General features: G+C 66.5%; 15 protein-coding genes. 7 read left to right on the top strand and 8 right to left on the bottom strand.

Features of this window, described 5'->3' with window-relative positions; genetic code table 11:
• The first annotated feature begins 125 nt into the window (after positions 1 to 125).
• Complete coding sequence (locus PY310_RS03005; RefSeq protein ID WP_275212669.1) at positions 126 to 2,360, top strand: thioredoxin domain-containing protein; 2,235 nt, start codon at positions 126 to 128, stop codon at positions 2,358 to 2,360.
• Here the strand turns inward: PY310_RS03005 and trhA are convergent.
• The gene (trhA, locus tag PY310_RS03000; RefSeq protein WP_275212668.1) at positions 2,353 to 3,072 is read right to left on the bottom strand and encodes a PAQR family membrane homeostasis protein TrhA; all 720 of its coding nucleotides are present in this window, start codon (positions 3,070 to 3,072) and stop codon (positions 2,353 to 2,355) included. The genes PY310_RS03005 and trhA overlap by 8 nt on opposite strands.
• Positions 3,073 to 3,227: 155 nt before the next feature.
• Between trhA and PY310_RS02995 the strand changes: the two genes are divergently transcribed.
• Together PY310_RS02995 and PY310_RS02990 are read left to right on the top strand one after the other, a co-directional pair.
• Positions 3,228 to 3,989, top strand: a complete 762-nt coding sequence (locus PY310_RS02995) for an isoprenyl transferase (protein ID WP_275212816.1) — start codon at positions 3,228 to 3,230, stop codon at positions 3,987 to 3,989.
• A 283-nt stretch (positions 3,990 to 4,272) separates the two neighbouring features.
• Positions 4,273 to 5,697, top strand: a complete 1,425-nt coding sequence (locus PY310_RS02990) for a PhoH family protein (RefSeq protein WP_275212667.1) — start codon at positions 4,273 to 4,275, stop codon at positions 5,695 to 5,697.
• Positions 5,698 to 5,790: 93 nt separating this feature from the next.
• Here PY310_RS02990 and PY310_RS02985 read toward each other — a convergent pair whose 3' ends face one another.
• On the bottom strand, positions 5,791 to 6,438 hold the full coding sequence (locus tag PY310_RS02985) for a GNAT family N-acetyltransferase (RefSeq protein WP_275212666.1): 648 nt from the start codon (positions 6,436 to 6,438) through the stop codon (positions 5,791 to 5,793).
• A 49-nt stretch (positions 6,439 to 6,487) separates the two neighbouring features.
• Entirely contained in the window at positions 6,488 to 7,282 is a 795-nt protein-coding gene (locus PY310_RS02980; protein WP_275212665.1) for a hypothetical protein, read from the bottom strand.
• A 58-nt stretch (positions 7,283 to 7,340) separates the two neighbouring features.
• Here PY310_RS02980 and PY310_RS02975 point away from each other — a divergent pair, with 58 nt between their 5' ends.
• Together PY310_RS02975 and PY310_RS02970 are read left to right on the top strand one after the other, a co-directional pair.
• Positions 7,341 to 7,898, top strand: coding sequence for a prepilin peptidase (locus tag PY310_RS02975; protein WP_275212664.1), 558 nt, complete (start codon positions 7,341 to 7,343; stop codon positions 7,896 to 7,898).
• Positions 7,899 to 7,901: 3 nt separating this feature from the next.
• Positions 7,902 to 9,350 (top strand): HNH endonuclease signature motif containing protein, encoded by a 1,449-nt coding sequence (locus tag PY310_RS02970; RefSeq protein ID WP_419095445.1) that lies wholly within the window; start codon positions 7,902 to 7,904, stop codon positions 9,348 to 9,350.
• Positions 9,351 to 9,584: 234 nt separating this feature from the next.
• Here the strand turns inward: PY310_RS02970 and PY310_RS02965 are convergent, their stop codons facing one another.
• The 3 genes from PY310_RS02965 to PY310_RS02955 all read right to left on the bottom strand — a co-directional run bounded on the left by PY310_RS02965 (position 9,585) and on the right by PY310_RS02955 (position 12,388).
• The gene (locus PY310_RS02965) at positions 9,585 to 11,006 is read right to left on the bottom strand and encodes a class II fumarate hydratase (RefSeq protein ID WP_164201475.1); all 1,422 of its coding nucleotides are present in this window, start codon (positions 11,004 to 11,006) and stop codon (positions 9,585 to 9,587) included.
• 77 nt (positions 11,007 to 11,083) lie between these two features.
• On the bottom strand, positions 11,084 to 11,698 hold the full coding sequence (locus PY310_RS02960; protein WP_275212663.1) for a carbonic anhydrase: 615 nt from the start codon (positions 11,696 to 11,698) through the stop codon (positions 11,084 to 11,086).
• A 9-nt stretch (positions 11,699 to 11,707) separates the two neighbouring features.
• Positions 11,708 to 12,388: a DUF4245 domain-containing protein gene (locus PY310_RS02955; RefSeq protein WP_275212815.1), complete on the bottom strand. Its 681-nt coding sequence runs from the start codon at positions 12,386 to 12,388 to the stop codon at positions 11,708 to 11,710.
• 217 nt (positions 12,389 to 12,605) lie between these two features.
• Between PY310_RS02955 and glpX the strand changes: the two genes are divergently transcribed.
• On the top strand, positions 12,606 to 13,628 hold the full coding sequence (glpX, locus tag PY310_RS02950; RefSeq protein WP_275212814.1) for a class II fructose-bisphosphatase: 1,023 nt from the start codon (positions 12,606 to 12,608) through the stop codon (positions 13,626 to 13,628).
• A gap of 165 nt (positions 13,629 to 13,793) precedes the next feature.
• The gene (locus PY310_RS02945; protein ID WP_275212662.1) at positions 13,794 to 14,909 is read left to right on the top strand and encodes a lipid II:glycine glycyltransferase FemX; all 1,116 of its coding nucleotides are present in this window, start codon (positions 13,794 to 13,796) and stop codon (positions 14,907 to 14,909) included.
• Between the two features lie 9 nt (positions 14,910 to 14,918).
• On the opposite strand, the gene manA is transcribed toward PY310_RS02945, so the two are convergent.
• Positions 14,919 to 16,178, bottom strand: coding sequence for a mannose-6-phosphate isomerase, class I (gene manA, locus PY310_RS02940; protein WP_275212661.1), 1,260 nt, complete (start codon positions 16,176 to 16,178; stop codon positions 14,919 to 14,921).
• Between the two features lie 66 nt (positions 16,179 to 16,244).
• Positions 16,245 to 17,888: an LCP family protein gene (locus tag PY310_RS02935; protein ID WP_275212660.1), complete on the bottom strand. Its 1,644-nt coding sequence runs from the start codon at positions 17,886 to 17,888 to the stop codon at positions 16,245 to 16,247.
• Positions 17,889 to 17,890 lie beyond the last annotated feature (2 nt).

The raw sequence follows: 17,890 nt of genomic DNA, 5'->3' as shown, positions 1-17,890 counted from the left end.
ACGGTACTTTCGTAGACTGTGGTGAGGGGCACGGTTCCTGGCGCAGGAGTGCCGCCCCGGACGGCAGAGGTCGTGGTGGGCTCATCGAGTCCTCCCGTCACCTGAATGCCGCAGGATGAAGGGACATGTACCAAGTGACGAGCCAACCCGATCAAGCCGTTCCGCCGGGAGTTCCGGGCGGCTCCAACACCCTGGCCGCCGAACCGTCGGCGTATCTGCGCCAGCACGCGGGCAACCCGGTGCACTGGCAGCCGTACGGGCAGGCTGCGTTCGCCGCCGCCGCTGCACGGGACGTGCCGGTGTTCCTCTCGATCGGTTACGCAGCCGGCCACTGGTGCCACGTCATGGCCCATGAGTCGTTTGAGGACCAGGAAACCGCAGACTACCTGAACGCGCACTTCGTTCCCGTGAAGGTGGACCGGGAAGAACGGCCCGATGTGGACGCGGTGTACATGGCCGCCACGCAGGCCATCAGCGGGGAGGGCGGCTGGCCGATGTCCGTCTTCCTCACGCCCGAAGGACTTGCCTTCCACGCCGGCACCTATTTCCCGCCCCGCCCGATGCCCGGACGGCCCTCCTTCCGGCAGGTGCTCGAAGCGGTCCAGGAAGCATGGCGGGAGCGGCGTGATGCGGTGGAACGGAACGCAGCGTCCCTGGCCCAAAGCCTGGGCGACGCGCAACTCTCAGCCGCCGTGACGGTGTCCGGTCCGCCGCCCCTGCTTGACCCGGATCTCCTTCCCGCCGCCGTGGCGGCGCTGGCCCGGTCTGAGGACATGACCGACGGCGGTTTCGGCGCCGCCCCGAAATTCCCGCCGTCGGCGGTACTGGAATTCCTGATCAGGCACGCCGCGGTGCCCTCGGACACCGCGGATGCGGCGCGGGACATGGCGGGCCGGACGCTGGCGGTCATGGCCCGCTCGGCGCTGTTTGACCAGCTGGAGGGCGGCTTTGCCCGGTACTCGGTGACCCGCGACTGGTCCGTCCCGCACTTCGAAAAGATGCTGTACGACAACGCCCAGCTGCTCCGTGACTATGTCCACTGGGTGCGCCTGGGCGGCAACGAGGTGTTCCCGGCGGAGGAAGCCGCGGACGTGGCCGTCCGCACCGCGCAGTGGCTGCTGGACTCGCTGGGCCTCGGCACGGTCGGGGACACAGGCGGCGCCGGCTTTGCGCTGGCCTCATCCCTGGACGCCGACTCCCTGGTGGATGGCGAACATCATGAAGGGGCCGCCTACCTGTGGACCGTTGAAGGCCTGCAAGAGGTCCTGGGCGAGGAGGACGGCGCGGCCGCAGGCCGACTTATGAACGTCGGGCCGGTGGGCACCGTCTCCGGGTACGGCTCACCATTGCACCCCGCACGGCGCCTGGAGGGTGCCGAGGCGGAGCTGTGGACCCGGGTCCGTCCGGCCCTGCTGACGGCCAGGAACCAGCGGCCCCAGCCGGCGCGGGATGACAAGGTGGTGGCCGGCTGGAACGGGCTCGCCGTCGCCGCGCTCGCGGAAGCCGGGGCGGTGCTGGGCCGCAAGGAGTTTGTGGCAGCGGCCGAATCCATCGCCGCCTACCTCGAACGCGTCCACTGGCAGGCAGCTGACCGCGCACTGATCCGGGTCTCGCACGCCGGAACGGCCCGTGGCATCGGCGGGTTGCTGGAAGACTACGCCTTTTGCGCCGAGGGGATGTTTGCCCTCTACGCCGCCACGGGCCGGACACGCTGGTACCAGTTTGCCGAGCGGCTGGTGCACGCGGCCGGCAGCCGCTTCGTGGTTGACGGGCGCCTGGTGGACACGGCCGGGGGAGACGGCCAGGTCCGGGCGGCGCAGGGCGGCCAGGCAGGCCTGGATCCGTTCGATAATGCCACGCCCAGTGGCGCCGCGGCGTTCGCGGGCGTCCTTCTCACTTATGCAGCGCTTTCCGGATCCGCGGAGCACCGGGCCCTGGCCTCGCAGGTCCTGGCGCTCGTCCCGCCACTGGCGGCCCGTGCGCCGCGGGTGGCCGGCTGGCTCCTGGCGACCGCCCAGGCAGCCCTCGCCGGGCCGGTGGAAGCCGCCGTTGTGGGGCCGCCCGGTCCCCGGCGCACCGAACTCCACCTGGAGCTGCTCAGGTCAGCCAGCCCCGGCCTGGTGATCGCAGTGGAGGACGACGGCGGCGCGGAAGTCCCGCCGTCGGGCGCTCCTTCCGGAGTGGAGCCCATCCCGGATGCGACGGTTGCAGTACCGCTGCTGGCGGGCAGGCCGGCCGGCCCGGACGGATCCCCGTTGGCGTACCTGTGCCGGAACATGGTGTGTGAACGCCCCGTGGCAACGCCCGGGGACCTGCGGGCGCGACTCGAACTGATGACGGGCGCAGGCCCGGTCAGCTGAGGACGGCGATCAGGATGGCCGCGAAATGGGCGCCGAAGGCAAAGACAGTCAGCGCGTGAAAGAGTTCGTGGAAGCCGAAATGCCGGTAGCTGAAGTTGGGCTTCTTGAGTGCATAGAACACCGCGCCGGTGATGTACAGGACACCGCCCACACAGATCAGGACGGCGGCAGGGACGCTGGCGGAGAAGAACTCCGGCAGATAGAACAGTGACCCGCAACCGAGCGCGATGTAGATGGGAACGTACAGCCAGCGCGGCGCGTCCGTCCACAGGAGACGGAAGAGGACTCCGAGGATCGCGCCGGACCAGATGACCCAGAGCAACAGGACGGCTTTGGGCTGCTCGAGCAAGGACCAGGCAAGCGGCGTGTAGCTGCCTGCGATGACCAGCATGATGTTGGTGTGGTCCAGCCGTTTGAGGACCATTTTGACGCGGGGAGACCAGTTTCCGCGGTGATAGACGGCGCTGACGCCAAAAAGCAGGACGCCCGTGGCGGCGTAGATGGCCGAGGTGATCTTGCGGTCCGTCGTGGGGGCCACCACCACCAGGATGATCCCCGCGACCAGCGCCAGCGGCGCAGCGACGGTATGGATCCATCCGCGCCACTTGGGCTTGATCATCAGGAGTTCGGCCAGCCGCACCGCGGCGTCATCCACCGGGCTGTGGCCGTCCGTTCCGGGTGCGCGTCCCGCGTCGGGAGTCTGGCTGTTCATGCCTCCAGAATATCCTCCGGCGCCATAAGTTACTCACCGGTAATAGGGTGCGAGGCCCGGGACGCCCCCGCGACGGCGCGTACGGCCCGCCCGCGGGCGGTAGCCTAGGATGTGCAATGCCGTCGAACAATAGCGGAAGTCAGGTGAGTCTCCTCGTGGAATTGGGCGGGTTCCTTTACGGCTTCTACGAGAGACGGCTGCTCCGGGAGCTGACCGGCGGCCGCATCCCCAAGCACATCGGCGTGATGGTGGACGGCAACCGCCGCTGGGCCAAACAGTTCAACGCGCCCACCAGCCAGGGCCACCAGGCCGGGGCCGACAAAATTCACGAATTCCTCGGCTGGTGCCAGGAGCTCGGCGTCAAAGTGGTCACGCTGTACATGCTTTCCACGGACAACATGAGCCGCTCCAGCGAGGAGCTGGACCTCCTGATGGGGATCATCGCCAACACCCTGGACCGGCTCGACGAGGATGCCAACATTTCGGTGAACGCCATGGGAGCCCCCGAACTGCTTCCCGACTACCTCGCCGAACGGCTCAACAAGCTGACGGCCCGGACGCCGGTGCAGGAAAAGATCCACGTCAACGTTGCCGTGGGCTATGGGGGCCGCCGCGAGATCGTGGACGCCGTCCGGGAACTGCTGCACGACGCCGTCGCCAAGGGGTCCGACATCTCCGCGCTCGCGGACAGCCTCACCGTGGACGACATTTCGCGCTTCCTGTACACCCGCGGCCAGCCCGATCCCGATCTGGTCATCAGGACCTCCGGAGAGCAGCGGCTCTCCGGTTTCCTCATGTGGCAAAGCGCCTATAGCGAGTTCTACTTCTGCGAGGCCTTGTGGCCGGCGTTCCGGAAAGTCGATTTCCTGCGGGCACTGCGCGACTATGCCGGACGGCAGCGGCGCTTCGGCACCTGAGACGCGCCTGCCCGCCCGCCGGTACCCTGACGGGAAGCCCGCCGTCGCACCCGTTCACGCGGTGTTCACAATCCGGTAACAGGAATCGCCGACCGAGGATTTCGGAAATTACTGGCGGTGGATTTACGTTGTAACCATCAGCAGGCAAAACCGCCGGCTGTTCGGGGAGGCCAGTACATGGAGCGGATTTTCGCACCGGTTGTATGGGAGGCCGCGTCCGGCCTTCAGGCCGAACCGCCTCACCAATAACAATTCCGGGCATGTGCCCGGGGCTGGAGTCGATGTGGCTACTTCTGAACTACTGCCCGAGGTTGTTTCCGAGGGACAGAAAGCTACCTCTCGCGCCACGCGAGCTACCTCAAAAACCGGTGCAGCCACTGAAGCTGCGGCCGGTTTTGCCGTCTCCGGAAGGGAAGCCACCATCAGCAGCTTTGTCATTGACACCTCCGTCCTGCTCTCCGACCCGCGCGCCCTGCTGCGCTTTGCGGAGCACGAGGTCATCGTCCCCATTGTTGTGATCAGCGAACTTGAGGGGAAACGGCACGATCCCGAGCTGGGCTACTTTGCCCGCAAGGCCCTCCGGCTGCTCGATGACCTCCGGGTGAAGCACGGCGGCCTCAGTCACCCCATCCCCATCGGGGACAGCGGCGGCACTCTGATGGTGGAACTGAACCACATCTCCGCTGACGTGCTTCCCCTCGGATTCCGCAGCGGCGACAATGACAGCCGCATCCTGGCCGTAGCCAAAAACCTGGCCAACGAAGGCCGGAACGTCACGGTGGTGTCCAAAGACCTGCCCATGCGGGTCAAAGCCTCCGCCATGGGGCTCACAGCCGACGAATACCGCAACGAACTGGTGCAGGACTCCGGCTGGACGGGCATTGCCGAGGTGGAAGCCAGCGAAGATGAAGTCAACACCCTGTACGGCCACGAGCCGGTCTTCATCCCCGCGGCAGCGGAAATGCCGGTCAACACCGGCCTGGTGCTGCTCTCCAACCGGGGTTCGGCCCTCGGCCGGGTGGGCGCCGATAAGCAGGTCCGGCTGGTCAAGGGTGACCGTGACGTGTTCGGGCTGCACGGACGCTCGGCGGAGCAGCGGCTGGCCATCGACCTGCTGATGGACCCCGCCGTCGGCATCGTCTCGATCGGCGGACGGGCGGGCACCGGCAAGTCCGCGCTGGCCCTCTGCGCAGGCCTTGAAGCGGTCCTGGAACGCCGCGAGCACCGCAAGGTGATCGTCTTCCGCCCCCTCTACGCGGTGGGCGGCCAGGAACTCGGTTACCTGCCCGGCTCCGAGTCGGAGAAAATGAACCCCTGGGCGCAGGCCGTGTTTGACACCCTCGGCGCACTGGTCAGCCAGGAGGTCGTGGAAGAAGTCATGGACCGCGGCATGCTCGAAGTCATGCCGCTGACCCACATCCGCGGCCGCTCCCTGCACGACGCGTTCGTCATTGTGGACGAGGCACAGTCACTGGAGAAGAACGTCCTCCTCACCGTGATGAGCCGCATCGGCCAGAACTCGAAGATCGTCCTCACCCACGACGTCGCCCAGCGCGACAACCTGCGCGTCGGCCGGCACGACGGCATCGCCGCCGTCGTCGAGATTCTGAAAGGACACCCGCTGTTCGGCCACATCACCCTGACGCGCTCCGAACGGTCGCCCATCGCAGCGCTGGTGACGGAACTGCTCGAAGGGGCTGAGATTTAGGGTCCGCGCGGGTGCCCCTTCCGCTGCGTGCTGGCTCGTTCCTGGCCTTTGACGCACGCTGCCGGAAGGCGCACCCGGCGCCAAGCCCCGGCCCTAGCTGATGTGCAGGAACTTGGCCGCGGCCTCGTGGCCTTCGACCTGGAGAGTCCAGTCGGGGCGCTTGAATGTCGCCGGGGTGACGCGGACTTTCTGGACGTCCACGGCTTTGCCGCCCCAGGACATGCGGGCGGTGCCGTTGAGTTCGTAGCCGAGCGCGCGGGACACCCCCAAAGAGGAGGAGTTCCAGGCGGCAGCTTCCGACTCGGCAACTTCGGCGCCCAGCCAGTTGAAAGCCCAGAGGACGACGGCGGCGCGCATCTCCGTGCCCAGTCCGCGGCCGTGGACGGACTGTTTGAGCCACGAGCCGGTGCTGACTGTCCTCAGCGTGGCGAAGTCCTTGGCCCCGATGTCCTGGCAGCCGACAAACTGCCCCTCGTGCCAGATGCCCAGGAGCAGGGTCCAGTCTTTGGGGGTGGCCTGTCCGCGGCAGCGCCAGTACCACTGGGCCATGTTGGGGCCCAGTGCGTCCGCCGGCAGTTCCGTCCAGGGGTTGCTGAACGGGTTCCGGCCTGGATCGTGGATGCCGCTGGCGGCCGCTGCGACGGCCGCGGGAATGTCGTCATCGGTGATGGGACGGAGTACCAGCCGCGGCGTGGTCAGGGTGAGGCCAAAAAGGGGCCAGATGGCGGTCAGCGCGGTCATCAGGGAAGCCTAACCGACTCCGGACCCTGCGGCTTGTCAACCGTTCCGCTCAGGCCCCGATGTCCCAGCTGATGTGGCGGCGGACGTCCGTGAGGTTCATGGATTCGGCCAGGAAGAGGTCATCGAGCATGTACTCGTCAACTCCGAGGATCCGGATCCAGTGGCCATGATCCGTGGAGCCTTCCGCCAAGGACTGGCTGGCGACGCAGACACCGGTCTCAAGATCGATGCGCACCCGGTTGCTGCCGGGCAGGCAGAGCGGGGCGCCCGGGTCCGAAGCGCGGTAAGAGGCAGTGGGCGAGACTTCGGCCTCCAGTACAGGCCGCCCGTGATGCTCCACCCGGCGAACGCCCTGCACCTCCACCGGGTTTGCTCCCGGGAACTCCAGCGGAGCCGGCGCCTTGCCGGCCAGCTCCACCGGATCCAGGGCGGCCGAGAAGCGGCCATTGCCGAAGCCCGGTTCGCCGTACGCGGCCTCCGGCCGGCGCCTGACCAGACCGCCGTCGTCGTAGACCGGCGCCACGAGGTGCGGCGGCAACAGCCAGGACTTCCGGGTGGAACTGATGTACAGCCCGTCCCTGGAATCATTGATCCCGGTCGTGCTGTGGAGGACAAGACCGTCAGGGGTTTCCAGCCGGAGCGCTCCCGGCCGGCGCAGCCAGGCACGGACCAGCGGGGCCGCCGGATCCGGGGCCTCGGCGAAGGGCTCATCCCAATATTCAAAACGCAGGGATTGCCATTTCCACGGGGAAGAACGGCACAGATTCCGGAACATCGCAGTCAGGTCTCCGGCCGTGCCACTGCTTTCCGGGTCCGGCCGGCGCCTTGTGTCCCAGGTCGACATATCCACAGTTTACGCGCGGGCCTGCGCGGTCCCGTCCGGATCCAGTAGCATCCGAGGAGTGATCCGACGACTCGATGGACTTTGGGAGGCCACCCCGCTGGCGTTCTGGCTGGTGCTGGCTGCCTGTGCCTACTTTCTGGTAATGGCCGCCCGGCTGACGGTTATCGATGTACGGCACCATCTGTTGCCGAACCGGATTGTGTTCCCTTCCTACGGCGTGGCGGGAGTCCTGCTCCTTGCCGCGGCCATCGTGCACGGTGTTGCCGGTTCCGGCGGTGTGCCAGGGGCGCCCGACGGCGGCGCCGAACTTTTGGGTGTACCTGCCCTTCGAATCCTGGCCGGGGGAGCGGTTCTCTGGCTGTTCTACTTTGTCCTCCGGCTTGTCTACCCGCCCGGCATGGGCTTTGGCGACGTCAAACTGGCCGGGGTGCTGGGAATGTATCTGGGGTACCTCGGCTGGGGCCACGTCTTCGCCGGCACCTTTGCCGCCTTCCTGCTGGGTGGACTCTGGTCCATTGCCCTGCTTGCCGCGCGGCGCGGCACGCTGAAGTCCGCCATTCCCTTCGGTCCGTTCATGCTCGCCGGGGCGGCCGCGGCCATGCTGCTGCCTGCCTGAGGCCTGCAGTTGCCGGCCTCCGCCGTGCCCGCTACAGCCCGTCCCGGTCAAGGTGCGGTTGGCGGTGACGGGATCCCCAACGAGGTACTTTTCCGGTCAGATCCTTTGCGCCGGCGGAAGAATCTTTGCCTGGAACGGTTGGCCGGGATTGCACGGCTCGAAGCCCGGACCGCGGCGGAAAAGGTGCAGATCGTCGCGGAATTAGTCGAAGTCTCCATGGCATTGGAGCCACCGGCCCGGTCGCCGCAGGAAGCCACCGCGCAGGAAATGGCGTTGGTCGCGGAGCTCGCGTGCGCCCTGACGGTCGGCGAACGGACCGCCTCCACCCTGCTGACTGAGTCCCACGCCCTGACCACAGACTTACCGTTGACCCTCTCCACCCTGCAGGCCGGTGAAATTTCGTGGCAGCACGCCCGGGTCATGGTGGACGAGACCACCAACTTGGACCCCTCCGCTGCGCAGGCTCTGGAAGCGCACTTCCTGGACCCTGAAGCACCCAACCCGGCCCGTGGCCCTGCCGGGGAACTCGTCCCCTCCCGCTTCCGGCACAAGGCCCGGATCTGGCGGGAACGCCACCACCCGGACAGCATCGAAAAACGCCACACCCGCTCCGTCGCGGACCGGCGCCTGGAATACCGCCCGGACCGGGACGGCATGGCCTGGCTCTCGGCCTATTTGCCGGCCGCCACGGCGTCGGGGATCTGGGAGCAGAGCACGAGGGCGGCCCGGGCCATGCAGGACCCCGACGAGCCCCGCACACTGACCCAGCTACGCGCCGACACGGTCGCCACCTGGCTGCTTGGCGACGCTGAGAATCCCAGCGGGGTGCCCTCACCGCGGGCGCACGTGCTGATCACGGTCCCGGTCATGGCTTTACTGGGTGCCACCGAGGAGTCGGCGATGCTGGACGGGTACGGTCCGATCCCGCCCTCCATGGCACGGAAACTGATTGCCGACGGCGCCGAGTCCTTCCACCGCGTCCTCATCGACCCCCGGGACGGGGCCCCGTTGGAGATCGGGCGGACCAGCTACCGGGTTACCAAAGCCCAACGCCAGTGGCTGCGCCTGCGGGACGGCAAGTGCCCGTTTCCCGGCTGTCACAACCAGTCCCTGGACAACGAAGCGGACCACGTCCTGGCCTGGGCCGAAGGGGGGTCCACGGGGATCTCAAATCTCGGCCAGCCCTGCCACCGACACCACAGGCTCCGCCACACCACCGGCTGGACACCTACCGGGGCAACGAAGGACGAAGCACCCGGTTGGATCTCACCCTCCGGCAGGCGCTACCAAAGCGAACACCCCGACTGGGAACCACCCACCTGGCCGGATTGGGCAGACTGGCCGGATTGGGCAAACTTGGCGGACTGGCCGGACTGGGCAGACTGGGCAGCAGAATCGGGCGGAGACGTTCAGCACCGCAGTGAAGGCACCCTGCCTGTCGCTGATCCTTGACCGGGTACCACCCTGCCATTCGCAGACCTCCTCCACCGTGCAGCCGTTCAGGCCGCGCCGCCTCCACCGTGTAGCCGTTCAGGCCGCGCTATGCGGCAAGGGACCGGGTGGCGGCGGTGGTGGTCGCGCGGGTTGCGGCCTTAACCACCGGCGGCCGCCCACCTTCCCTGGGAAGGTGAACGGCCGCCGTCGCCCGAAATCGGGACTCCGCTGGCGGGGAAAAGCGGTGCGAACCTATGCCTTGTGCGGCGGGCGCGTCATGGACATAACGTCCAGGGCGGTATCCAGCTGCTCTTCGGTCAGTTCTCCGCGCTCCAGGAAGCCCATGGCTACAACGGTCTCGCGGATGGTGAGGCCTTCCGCCACTGCCTTCTTGGCAATCTTGGCGGCGTTTTCGTAGCCGATGTGCTTGTTCAGCGGCGTAACGATGGACGGTGAGGCCTCGGCCAGGAAGCGGGCCCGCTCCACGTTGGCGGTGATGCCATCGATCATCTTGTCGGCCATCACGCGGCTCGTGTTCGCGAGCAGGCGGACGGACTCGAGCAGGTTGGCGGCCATTACCGGGATGCCCACGTTCAGTTCGAAGGCACCGTTGGTGCCGGACCAGGCGATGGCGGTGTCGTTGCCGATGACCTGCGCGCAGACCATGATGGACGCCTCGCAGATCACGGGGTTGACCTTGCCCGGCATGATCGAGGACCCCGGCTGCAGGTCCGGGATGGCGATTTCGCCGAGGCCGGTGTTGGGGCCTGATCCCATCCAGCGCAGGTCATTGTTGATCTTCATGAAGGAGATCGCGATGTTGCGCAGCTGGCTGGAGGCTTCGATGAGGCCGTCACGGTTGGCCTGTGCTTCAAAGTGGTCGCGGGCTTCGGTCAGCGGCAGGCCGGTATCGGTGGCGAGGAGTTCGATCACGCGTTCCGGGAAGCCTGCGGGGGTGTTGATGCCGGTGCCCACGGCCGTGCCGCCGAGCGGAACTTCGGCGACGCGGGGGAGTGAGGCGTTGATGCGCTCGATGCCGTAGCGGACCTGGGCTGCGTAGCCGCCGAATTCCTGGCCGAGGGTCACCGGGGTGGCGTCCATCAGGTGGGTACGGCCGGACTTGACGACGTCCTTGAACTCAACGGCCTTGCGCTCCAGCGACTCTGCCAGGTAGCCGAGGGCCGGGATGAGGTCATTGATCAGGGCCGAAGTGGCGGCAACGTGGACGGACGTGGGGAAAACGTCGTTGGAGGACTGCGAGGCGTTGACGTGATCGTTCGGGTGAACAACCTTGTCGCTGCCGGCAGCCTTCAGGGCGCGTGTGGCGAGTTCGGCGATGACCTCGTTGGTGTTCATGTTCGAGGACGTGCCGGAGCCGGTCTGGAAAACGTCAATCGGGAAGTCGCCGTCGTACTTGCCCGCTGCTACCTCATCGGCGGCTTCGGCAATCGCCTTGGCCAGCTCGCCGTCGAGCACCCCAAGTTCGGCGTTGGCCTGCGCGGCCGCCTTCTTGACCCGGGCGAGCGCCTCGATGTGGGCGCGCTCCAAGGTCTTGCCTGAGATGGGGAAGTTCTCAACTGCACGCTGCGTCTGTGCACGGTACAGGGCGTTCACGGGGACGCGGACTTCGCCCATCGTGTCGTGTTCAATGCGGAATTCTTCAGTGGAAGTCATGGGGCTAGCTTAGGACGAGGTGCGCCCCGGGCTAAAACCGTGAACTGCATGCTACGGCCACTCGCCAGGGGCGTGGCCTAAAGCTCGCCGATGCCCGAAACCAACTTCGCACGGCCTTCCGCGAGGCTGTACTTCAAGCCGATGACGGCGGCCTGCCCTTTGTCCACTGCGTCGGAGATCACACGGGAACTGTCCACGAGCCGCTGTGAGGTCTGCTTCGTATGCTCCACCACCATCTCGTTGATGGCGTGCTGGTCGTTCCGCAGGGACGTCAGTACCGAGGGAGTGATCCGCTCCACCAAGTCGCGGATGAACCCGGTGGGCATCTGGCCTGTCTCCACGGCGTCCTTGGTGGCGCTGACCGCACCGCAGCTGTCGTGCCCGAGCACCACGATCAGGGGAACCCCCAACACGCTGATGCTGTACTCCAAGGATCCCAGGACGGCGTCGTCAATCACCTGTCCCGCCGTTCGCACCACGAAGGCGTCACCGAGGCCCAGATCGAAAATAATTTCCGCCGCAAGGCGCGAATCGGAGCAGCCGAAGATCACGGCAAACGGATGCTGGTTCTCCACCAGCGAGGACCGGCGCGATGCATCCTGGTTGGGATGCGAGGATTCACCGTTGACAAAACGTTCGTTGCCTTCGCGCAGCCGGCGCCAGGCGAGGGCGGGAGTCAGGTATGTAGTCACCGTGCTACTTTACGGCGCGGGGCTGGCCGACGGTGAAACTGTTGCGCCGGGATTGCTGTCCATGGACTTCACGACGGCGGCCGCCAGGACGGTGAACTCGTCCAGTTGCGCCGTCCCGGTGAGGATAACGGTAGTTCCGCGGTACTCCAGGATCATGCTCTTCTCGCCTTTTCCCGCATCCCGGAGTTCCCAGGAGTGGCCGCCGGCGTCGCGGGTGCCGGTAACCGGGGCGCTTTTGGTCTGCTGCAGCAGCCAGGTGGGGTTCGACTGACGGGTCTGGACCAGGCCTATGAAAGCTTCCTTCGGCGTAATGTAGCCCACCTCCCAGGTGGGAACGCCGCTGCCGCTTCCCGATTCCCAGCGTGCATAATTCGGCCGGAACCCGCCCCCGGTATCCGGCGCCGCCGGTGTGAATCCCGCCACATCCGCAGCGTTCCGGGATACCGCGCTGACGTTGATGTCCGGCCGGAATCCGTCCGTTTTGGGAAGTGGATTCATCAGGATCACGGGCAGGAAGGCGCCGATGCTGACCACCAGGGCAACGATCATGCCGATCACGGACGCGTTGGCCCGCTTGGCGGCCGCGGCCGGGATGACGGGCTTCACCACAGGCTGGTCGGCCGGCGGGGTGCCCCCTGCGGCGCGTCCGGGCTCTGCGGGATCTGTCCCGGGGCTGGTCTTTTCCTGCATTTCACTCACCCCTCTATAGTCGCCCATGCAACGGCTCAACTCACAGTCGGGCCCCCGTCCGCCCTGAGGGCCATGTTGCGTCCCGGCGTCATGCCACCACCCTGAGGTGGCGCCGCGACTATGATCAGTAGCAGAGGAATCACCGCGTCGGCTGAATCCGGCTGAGCGGGTCCAATGATCGCCACTCGAAGAAGAGGTTCACGTGTCACCAGCGTCCATGACCCAGAAGTACTCCACACTTTCCCCGTCGCTCGCCGTCGGCATTGACGAGCCGGACCGCAACCTTGCACTCGAGCTTGTCCGCGTCACCGAAGCCGCAGCCATCGCCGGCGGCCACTGGGTGGGCTTCGGCGACAAGAACAAGGCCGACGGTGCCGCAGTGGACGCCATGCGCTCTTTCCTGCAGACAGTCCACTTCAACGGCGTTGTGGTCATCGGCGAAGGGGAAAAAGACGAAGCCCCCATGCTGTTCAACGGCGAACGCGTTGGCGACGGCACCGGCCCCGAGTGCGATGTTGCAGTTGACCCGATCGACGGCACCCGGCTCACGGCCCTGGGCATCAACAATGCCCTTGCCGTCCTCGCGGTGGCCGAACGCGGTTCCATGTTCGACCCCTCAGCCGTGTTCTACATGGAGAAGCTCGTAACGGGCCCCGAGGCTGCCGACATGGTTGACCTGCGTCTGCCGGTGAAGCAGAACCTGCACCTCATCGCCAAGGCCAAGGGCGTGAAAGTTAACCAGCTCAACGTGATGATCCTGGACCGCGACCGTCACCGCCCCCTGGTGGAGGAGATCCGCGAAGCCGGTGCGCGCACCAAGTTCATCATGGACGGCGATGTCGCCGGCGCCATCGCCGCAGCCCGTTCCGGGACCGGCGTTGACGCCCTCATGGGCATCGGCGGCACCCCGGAAGGCATCGTTGCGGCCTGCGCCATCAAGTCCCTCGGCGGCGTCATCCAGGGCCGGCTGTGGCCCACCAGCGATGACGAAAAGCAGAAGGCCCTCGACGCCGGCCACGACCTGGACCGCGTTCTGTCCACCAACGACCTCGTGTCGAGCGACAACTGCTACTTTGCGGCCACCGGCATCACCGACGGCGATCTCCTCAAGGGTGTCCGCTACTCCAAGGACAAGGTCCTGACCCAGTCCATCGTGATGCGTTCCAAGTCCGGCACCATCCGCTTCGTTGAGGGTGAGCACCAGGCCAGCAAGTGGGAAGGCTACGCCCGCAAGAACTAGGCGCGGCGCAGTTAAAGGAGCGCCCCACCGCATCTGCGGTGGGGCGCTCTTCTGCATGGCGTCTCGGTTCCTGGCCCGGCCTCCCGGCCCGGCTTCCCGGCCCGGCTTCCCGGCCCGGCACGGCCGTGAAGGGCCGGTACGGGGCCTTGGTATAGGGTTGAATTCATGAGTCTTGCCGTTGTGCCCTGTACTGACCGCGCCGTCTGGGACGGACATGTTGACCGGCTCCAAGGGCATCCGCAGCAACTGTGGGGCTGGGGTGAGACCAAGGCCATGCACGGCTGGTCCGTGGACCGCGTCCTGGTGGCTGACGGTGAAAACGTTCTTGGTTGCGCCCAGTTGCTGATCCGCAGGCTGCCCGTGCCGTTCCGGGCCCTGGTCTACGTACCGCGCGGGCCAATGTGCACCGCCGAAAACGCTACGGCCGTCCTGGAACAGCTCGCCTCCTATGCTTCCTCACGCCACCGGGGCGTCGCGCTGAGCATCGAGCCGGACTGGGACGCCGAGTCCCCCTACGAAGGCGCAGTTGCTGCCGCCGGCTTCAAGCCATCCGCCAACACCGTGCTGATCCCGCGCACCCTCATCCTTGATCTGGCCAAGACAGATGATGAGCTGATGGCTGACATGTCCAAGTCCACCCGCGCCAACATCCGCAAGGCGATGCGCAGCGAGGTGGAATTCCGGAAGGTGCAGAGCGCCGCGGAGCTCGAGCAGGTCCTGGGCATTTATCATGAAACCGCCGCCCGTGCCGGCTTCGGAATCCACGAGGACCAGTACTACCGGGACATCTTCACCAACCTCGGCGAGGGCTCACCCATCATCGGGGCGTTCGACGGCGGCCGGCTGCTGGCCTTCGTCTGGCTGTCCCGCAGCGGCGCGACAGCATTTGAGCTCTACGGGGGCGTCTCGGCCGATGGCCAGAAGCAGCGCGTGAACTACGGCGTCAAGTGGGCCGCCCTGCAGGCCATGCGCGCGGACGGCTGCGGGCGCTACGACTTCAACGGCCTCCTCAACGATGGAATCTCCGACTTCAAGAAGCAGTTCGCCAAGCACGAGAACATGCTGATGGGGACGTGGGAGCGCCCGCTGTCACCGCTTTACCCCGTGTACGCCAAGGCCATGCCTGCCGCCCGCAAGGGGCTGCAGGCGGCACGCAAGGCCCTGCCGGCAGCCCGCCGCGGCCTGCAGAACGCCGTGCCCGCCGCACGCAGGGCCCTCCCCGCTGCGCGCCAGGCGTTGCCGGCCGCCCGTCAGGCCCTGGCAAAAGTTACCCGGCGTTAGGAGCTGGCGTTAGGAACCGGCGCCAGGAGCGCCGGTGGTGACGGCAAACGCGACGGCCTTCTCCGCCGCAGCGGCCACGGCGTGGACATTCACGGGGGCCTCAGAGGCGGCCAGGAATGCACTGCCGCCGCGGGCCAGCTGCAGGTCGCCCTTGGGGGAGTCCAGGTACACAACACCTTCCACCACAATGATGACCACGGCGCCTGACTGTGCGAGCGGAACCGGCGCTGCGCCCGGGGCCAGTTCAATCCTCTGAAGCTGGAACTCCCGGAACGGCGGCCGGTACAGTTCCTGGCCCAAACCGGAAATTTCCGGATGCAGCCTCGGAACTTCCACGGAAGTGAAGTCGACGGTGCGCAGGAGTTCGGGCACGTCGACGAATTTGGGTGTCAGCCCGCCCCGGAGGACGTTATCGGAGGAGGCCATGACTTCCACACCCAAGCCGGACAGATAGGCGTGGATTTTGCCCTCGGGCAGGTATACAGCCTCGCCGGGTGCCAGCGAAATGCGGTTGAGCAGCAGCGAGATCAGGACGCCGGGATCACCCGGGTACTGCGCGTGCAGGCTCACCACCGTGGACAGCTCCGTTTCGTACGGTGCCAGCGAAGCGCCCGAGCTCAGGGCAGCAGCCACAGTGGCCGTAGCCCCGGCAACCTCTTCGCCGCCGTTGATCAGCCGTTCCAGCGCGCTCCTCAGGCCCACGCGTTCGTCGGCTGAATCAAGGTCGTTCATCAGCTCGGTCAGCAGGGGCGGCACCTTGGATGCGACCAGGTCGAAACAGGCTTCGATATGGGCCAGGATCTTCCGGGTGGCGGCAGGAGCCCGGAATCCGCAGAGTGATTCAAAGGGAGTCAGCGCGAAGATCATTTCCGGCTTGTGGTTGTCATCCCGGTAATTCCGGTGGGCCGCGTCAGGGGCGATGCCCTCAGCATCTTCCCGGGCAAAACCGGCCCTGGCCTGCTCGAGGCTGGGGTGAACCTGAAGTGACAAAGGCTCGTTGGCCGCCAGGATCTTTGTCAGAAACGGTAGCCGCGGCCCGAACTCCGCCACCGACTCGCTGCCGAGGAAGTGCTCGGGATCGGAGGCGATCAACGCATCCAGGGGTGTTTCGGAGCCGTCAGCGCGGCGGGCCATTGAAGGGGCCCCCGGATGCGCGCCGATCCACAGTTCCGCTTCCGGACCGCCGGACGCCGGACGCCCCAAAAGCTCCGCGATGGCCGTCCTGGATCCCCAGGCATAGTCGCGGAGGGCGTTTTCAAGTTCGTACACAGCCGGTCCATTCCTTAGTATTCAGCTCTTCAGTGATGTCTGTGTGAGGTGCGGGAGGCAGCGCTCCTACAGCGGCGCGCACTGCCCGTTAGTGGCCACAAGCTCGCGGATGGCCTCTTCGTTGCCCTGGCGCTTGAGCTGGTTCAGCAGCTCGGCGGTGATCGGTTCGCCGTCGGGCGTTGTGGTCACCGGGGTGAAGTCCGACGGCGGCGGGGTCTGCTGCGCAGGCAGGTCCGCTGGAAGTCCGGCAACCGGCCTCAAGGGTGCCGCTGCCTGCAGGTGTCCGCCCGCAGCGGCTGCCTCCACCATTCCGTCGGTGGGTGCATCAGCCTGCGGTCCCGAGGCCGATGCGAGGAGCTGGTCCACCTTGGTGTGGATGACGTCGAAGTCGGGCACGGTGGAGAAGGATGCGTCAAAGTCGGGCGGCCCGATGGTGAGCCGTTTGACCTGCTGCCCCTTAGCCTTCATGGCCAGATCCACAAAACTGCCCAGCTGCGACGAGGAAATGTTGGACTCCACCACCTTGGTGCCGGCACTGGCGATGTCCTCGAATTTGGACAGCAGGGTGGCGGGGTCCAACTGCTTCAGCATGGCCTGTTGGACACATTGCTGGCGCTGGATCCGGGAGTAGTCGTCGACGTATTCGCGGGACCGTCCGTACCACAGCGCATGCTCGCCATCGAGGGTCTGTTCACCGGCGGGAATCCAACCCAGCGGCATGCCGTGCGTCCGCGTCACCTCGTCGAAATAGCCGCTCATCGGCACCCAGCCGCCGGCTTTGATCTTGATGCCGCCCATGGCGTCGATGAGTTTGGCGAAGCCGGCCATGTCCACCAGGACATAGGCCTGGACTTTGATGCCGAGCGTCCCCGAGACGGCCTCGAGCGTGGCCTGCGCACCGGGATCGGCCATGCCGGGGTAGAGGTCTGCGTGTTCGTTGGTCACTTCGGTGTTGATGGCGTTGATCAGGCATTCGTCACCGCAGTTGTACCCGTCCGGGTAGATCTTGCGCATCGGGGAGCCCTCGCTGAACTGGGCGTTCTGGAGGTTGCGGGGCACGGAGATGATGGCAGTCTGGCCGGACTTGGCGTCGACGCTGAGGACCGAGAGACTGTCCGGGCGCCGTCCGGTGCGGTCATCACCGGCGTCCCCGCCCATCATCAGGAAGTTGTAGCGGCCGTCCACGGGATCGATCGCAGGGCCGGTGGAGAAGATATTGCCGATGGCGTTGCGCCCGACGTTGAGCAGGTAGGCGGCATAACCCAACGTGCCGCTGCTCAGGACCAAGGCGATAACAAGGGAAATCACGACGGCGGGCCGCGCCCCCGGTGCCAGGAGGACCGGCCTGATCAGCCGCAGGGTATTGAGAAAGAGGAACGCCCACCCGAGGGCGAGCGCCGCGAGGACCACGATGATCACCAGCGAAGCGAAGGGGTTGGTGATGACGTTTATCAGGAGGGTGCGGTTGAGGACCAACAGCAGCACTGCTGCCACCAGGACCACCCAGACGGCCAGGGTCACCCGCAGCGCGGTTCGGCCCAGTTTACGGTCACCGGCCACAATCTGGGCGCTTCCGGGCACCAGAAGGGTCATCAGCAGCAGGACAAAGGCCCGTTTGGTCCGGACCGGGGACGAGGCGCCGGACGGAAACCGTACGGGGTCGGTCATGACCGGGCCGGGGGCGGGGTGCTGCAGTTCGCTTCTGGACATGT

The sequence above is a fragment of the Pseudarthrobacter naphthalenicus genome (assembly GCF_029076445.1).
Taxonomy (GTDB): domain Bacteria; phylum Actinomycetota; class Actinomycetes; order Actinomycetales; family Micrococcaceae; genus Arthrobacter; species Arthrobacter naphthalenicus.
The sequence above is the reverse complement of the archived record's forward strand: the minus strand, read 5'-3'. Positions and strand labels throughout refer to the sequence as shown.

What these genes read in the sequence shown, in the direction of transcription:
- PY310_RS03005 (WP_275212669.1), top strand. Translation starts at nt 126, where the DNA reads ATGTACCAAGTGACGAGCCAACCCGATCAAGCCGTTCCGCCGGGAGTT.
- trhA (WP_275212668.1), bottom strand. Translation starts at nt 3,072, where the DNA reads ATGAACAGCCAGACTCCCGACGCGGGACGCGCACCCGGAACGGACGGC.
- PY310_RS02985 (WP_275212666.1), bottom strand. Translation starts at nt 6,438, where the DNA reads ATGACCGCGCTGACCGCCATCTGGCCCCTTTTTGGCCTCACCCTGACC.
- PY310_RS02980 (WP_275212665.1), bottom strand. Translation starts at nt 7,282, where the DNA reads ATGTCGACCTGGGACACAAGGCGCCGGCCGGACCCGGAAAGCAGTGGC.
- PY310_RS02965 (WP_164201475.1), bottom strand. Translation starts at nt 11,006, where the DNA reads ATGACTTCCACTGAAGAATTCCGCATTGAACACGACACGATGGGCGAA.
- PY310_RS02955 (WP_275212815.1), bottom strand. Translation starts at nt 12,388, where the DNA reads ATGCAGGAAAAGACCAGCCCCGGGACAGATCCCGCAGAGCCCGGACGC.
- glpX (WP_275212814.1), top strand. Translation starts at nt 12,606, where the DNA reads ATGACCCAGAAGTACTCCACACTTTCCCCGTCGCTCGCCGTCGGCATT.
- PY310_RS02945 (WP_275212662.1), top strand. Translation starts at nt 13,794, where the DNA reads ATGAGTCTTGCCGTTGTGCCCTGTACTGACCGCGCCGTCTGGGACGGA.
- PY310_RS02935 (WP_275212660.1), bottom strand. Translation starts at nt 17,888, where the DNA reads ATGTCCAGAAGCGAACTGCAGCACCCCGCCCCCGGCCCGGTCATGACC.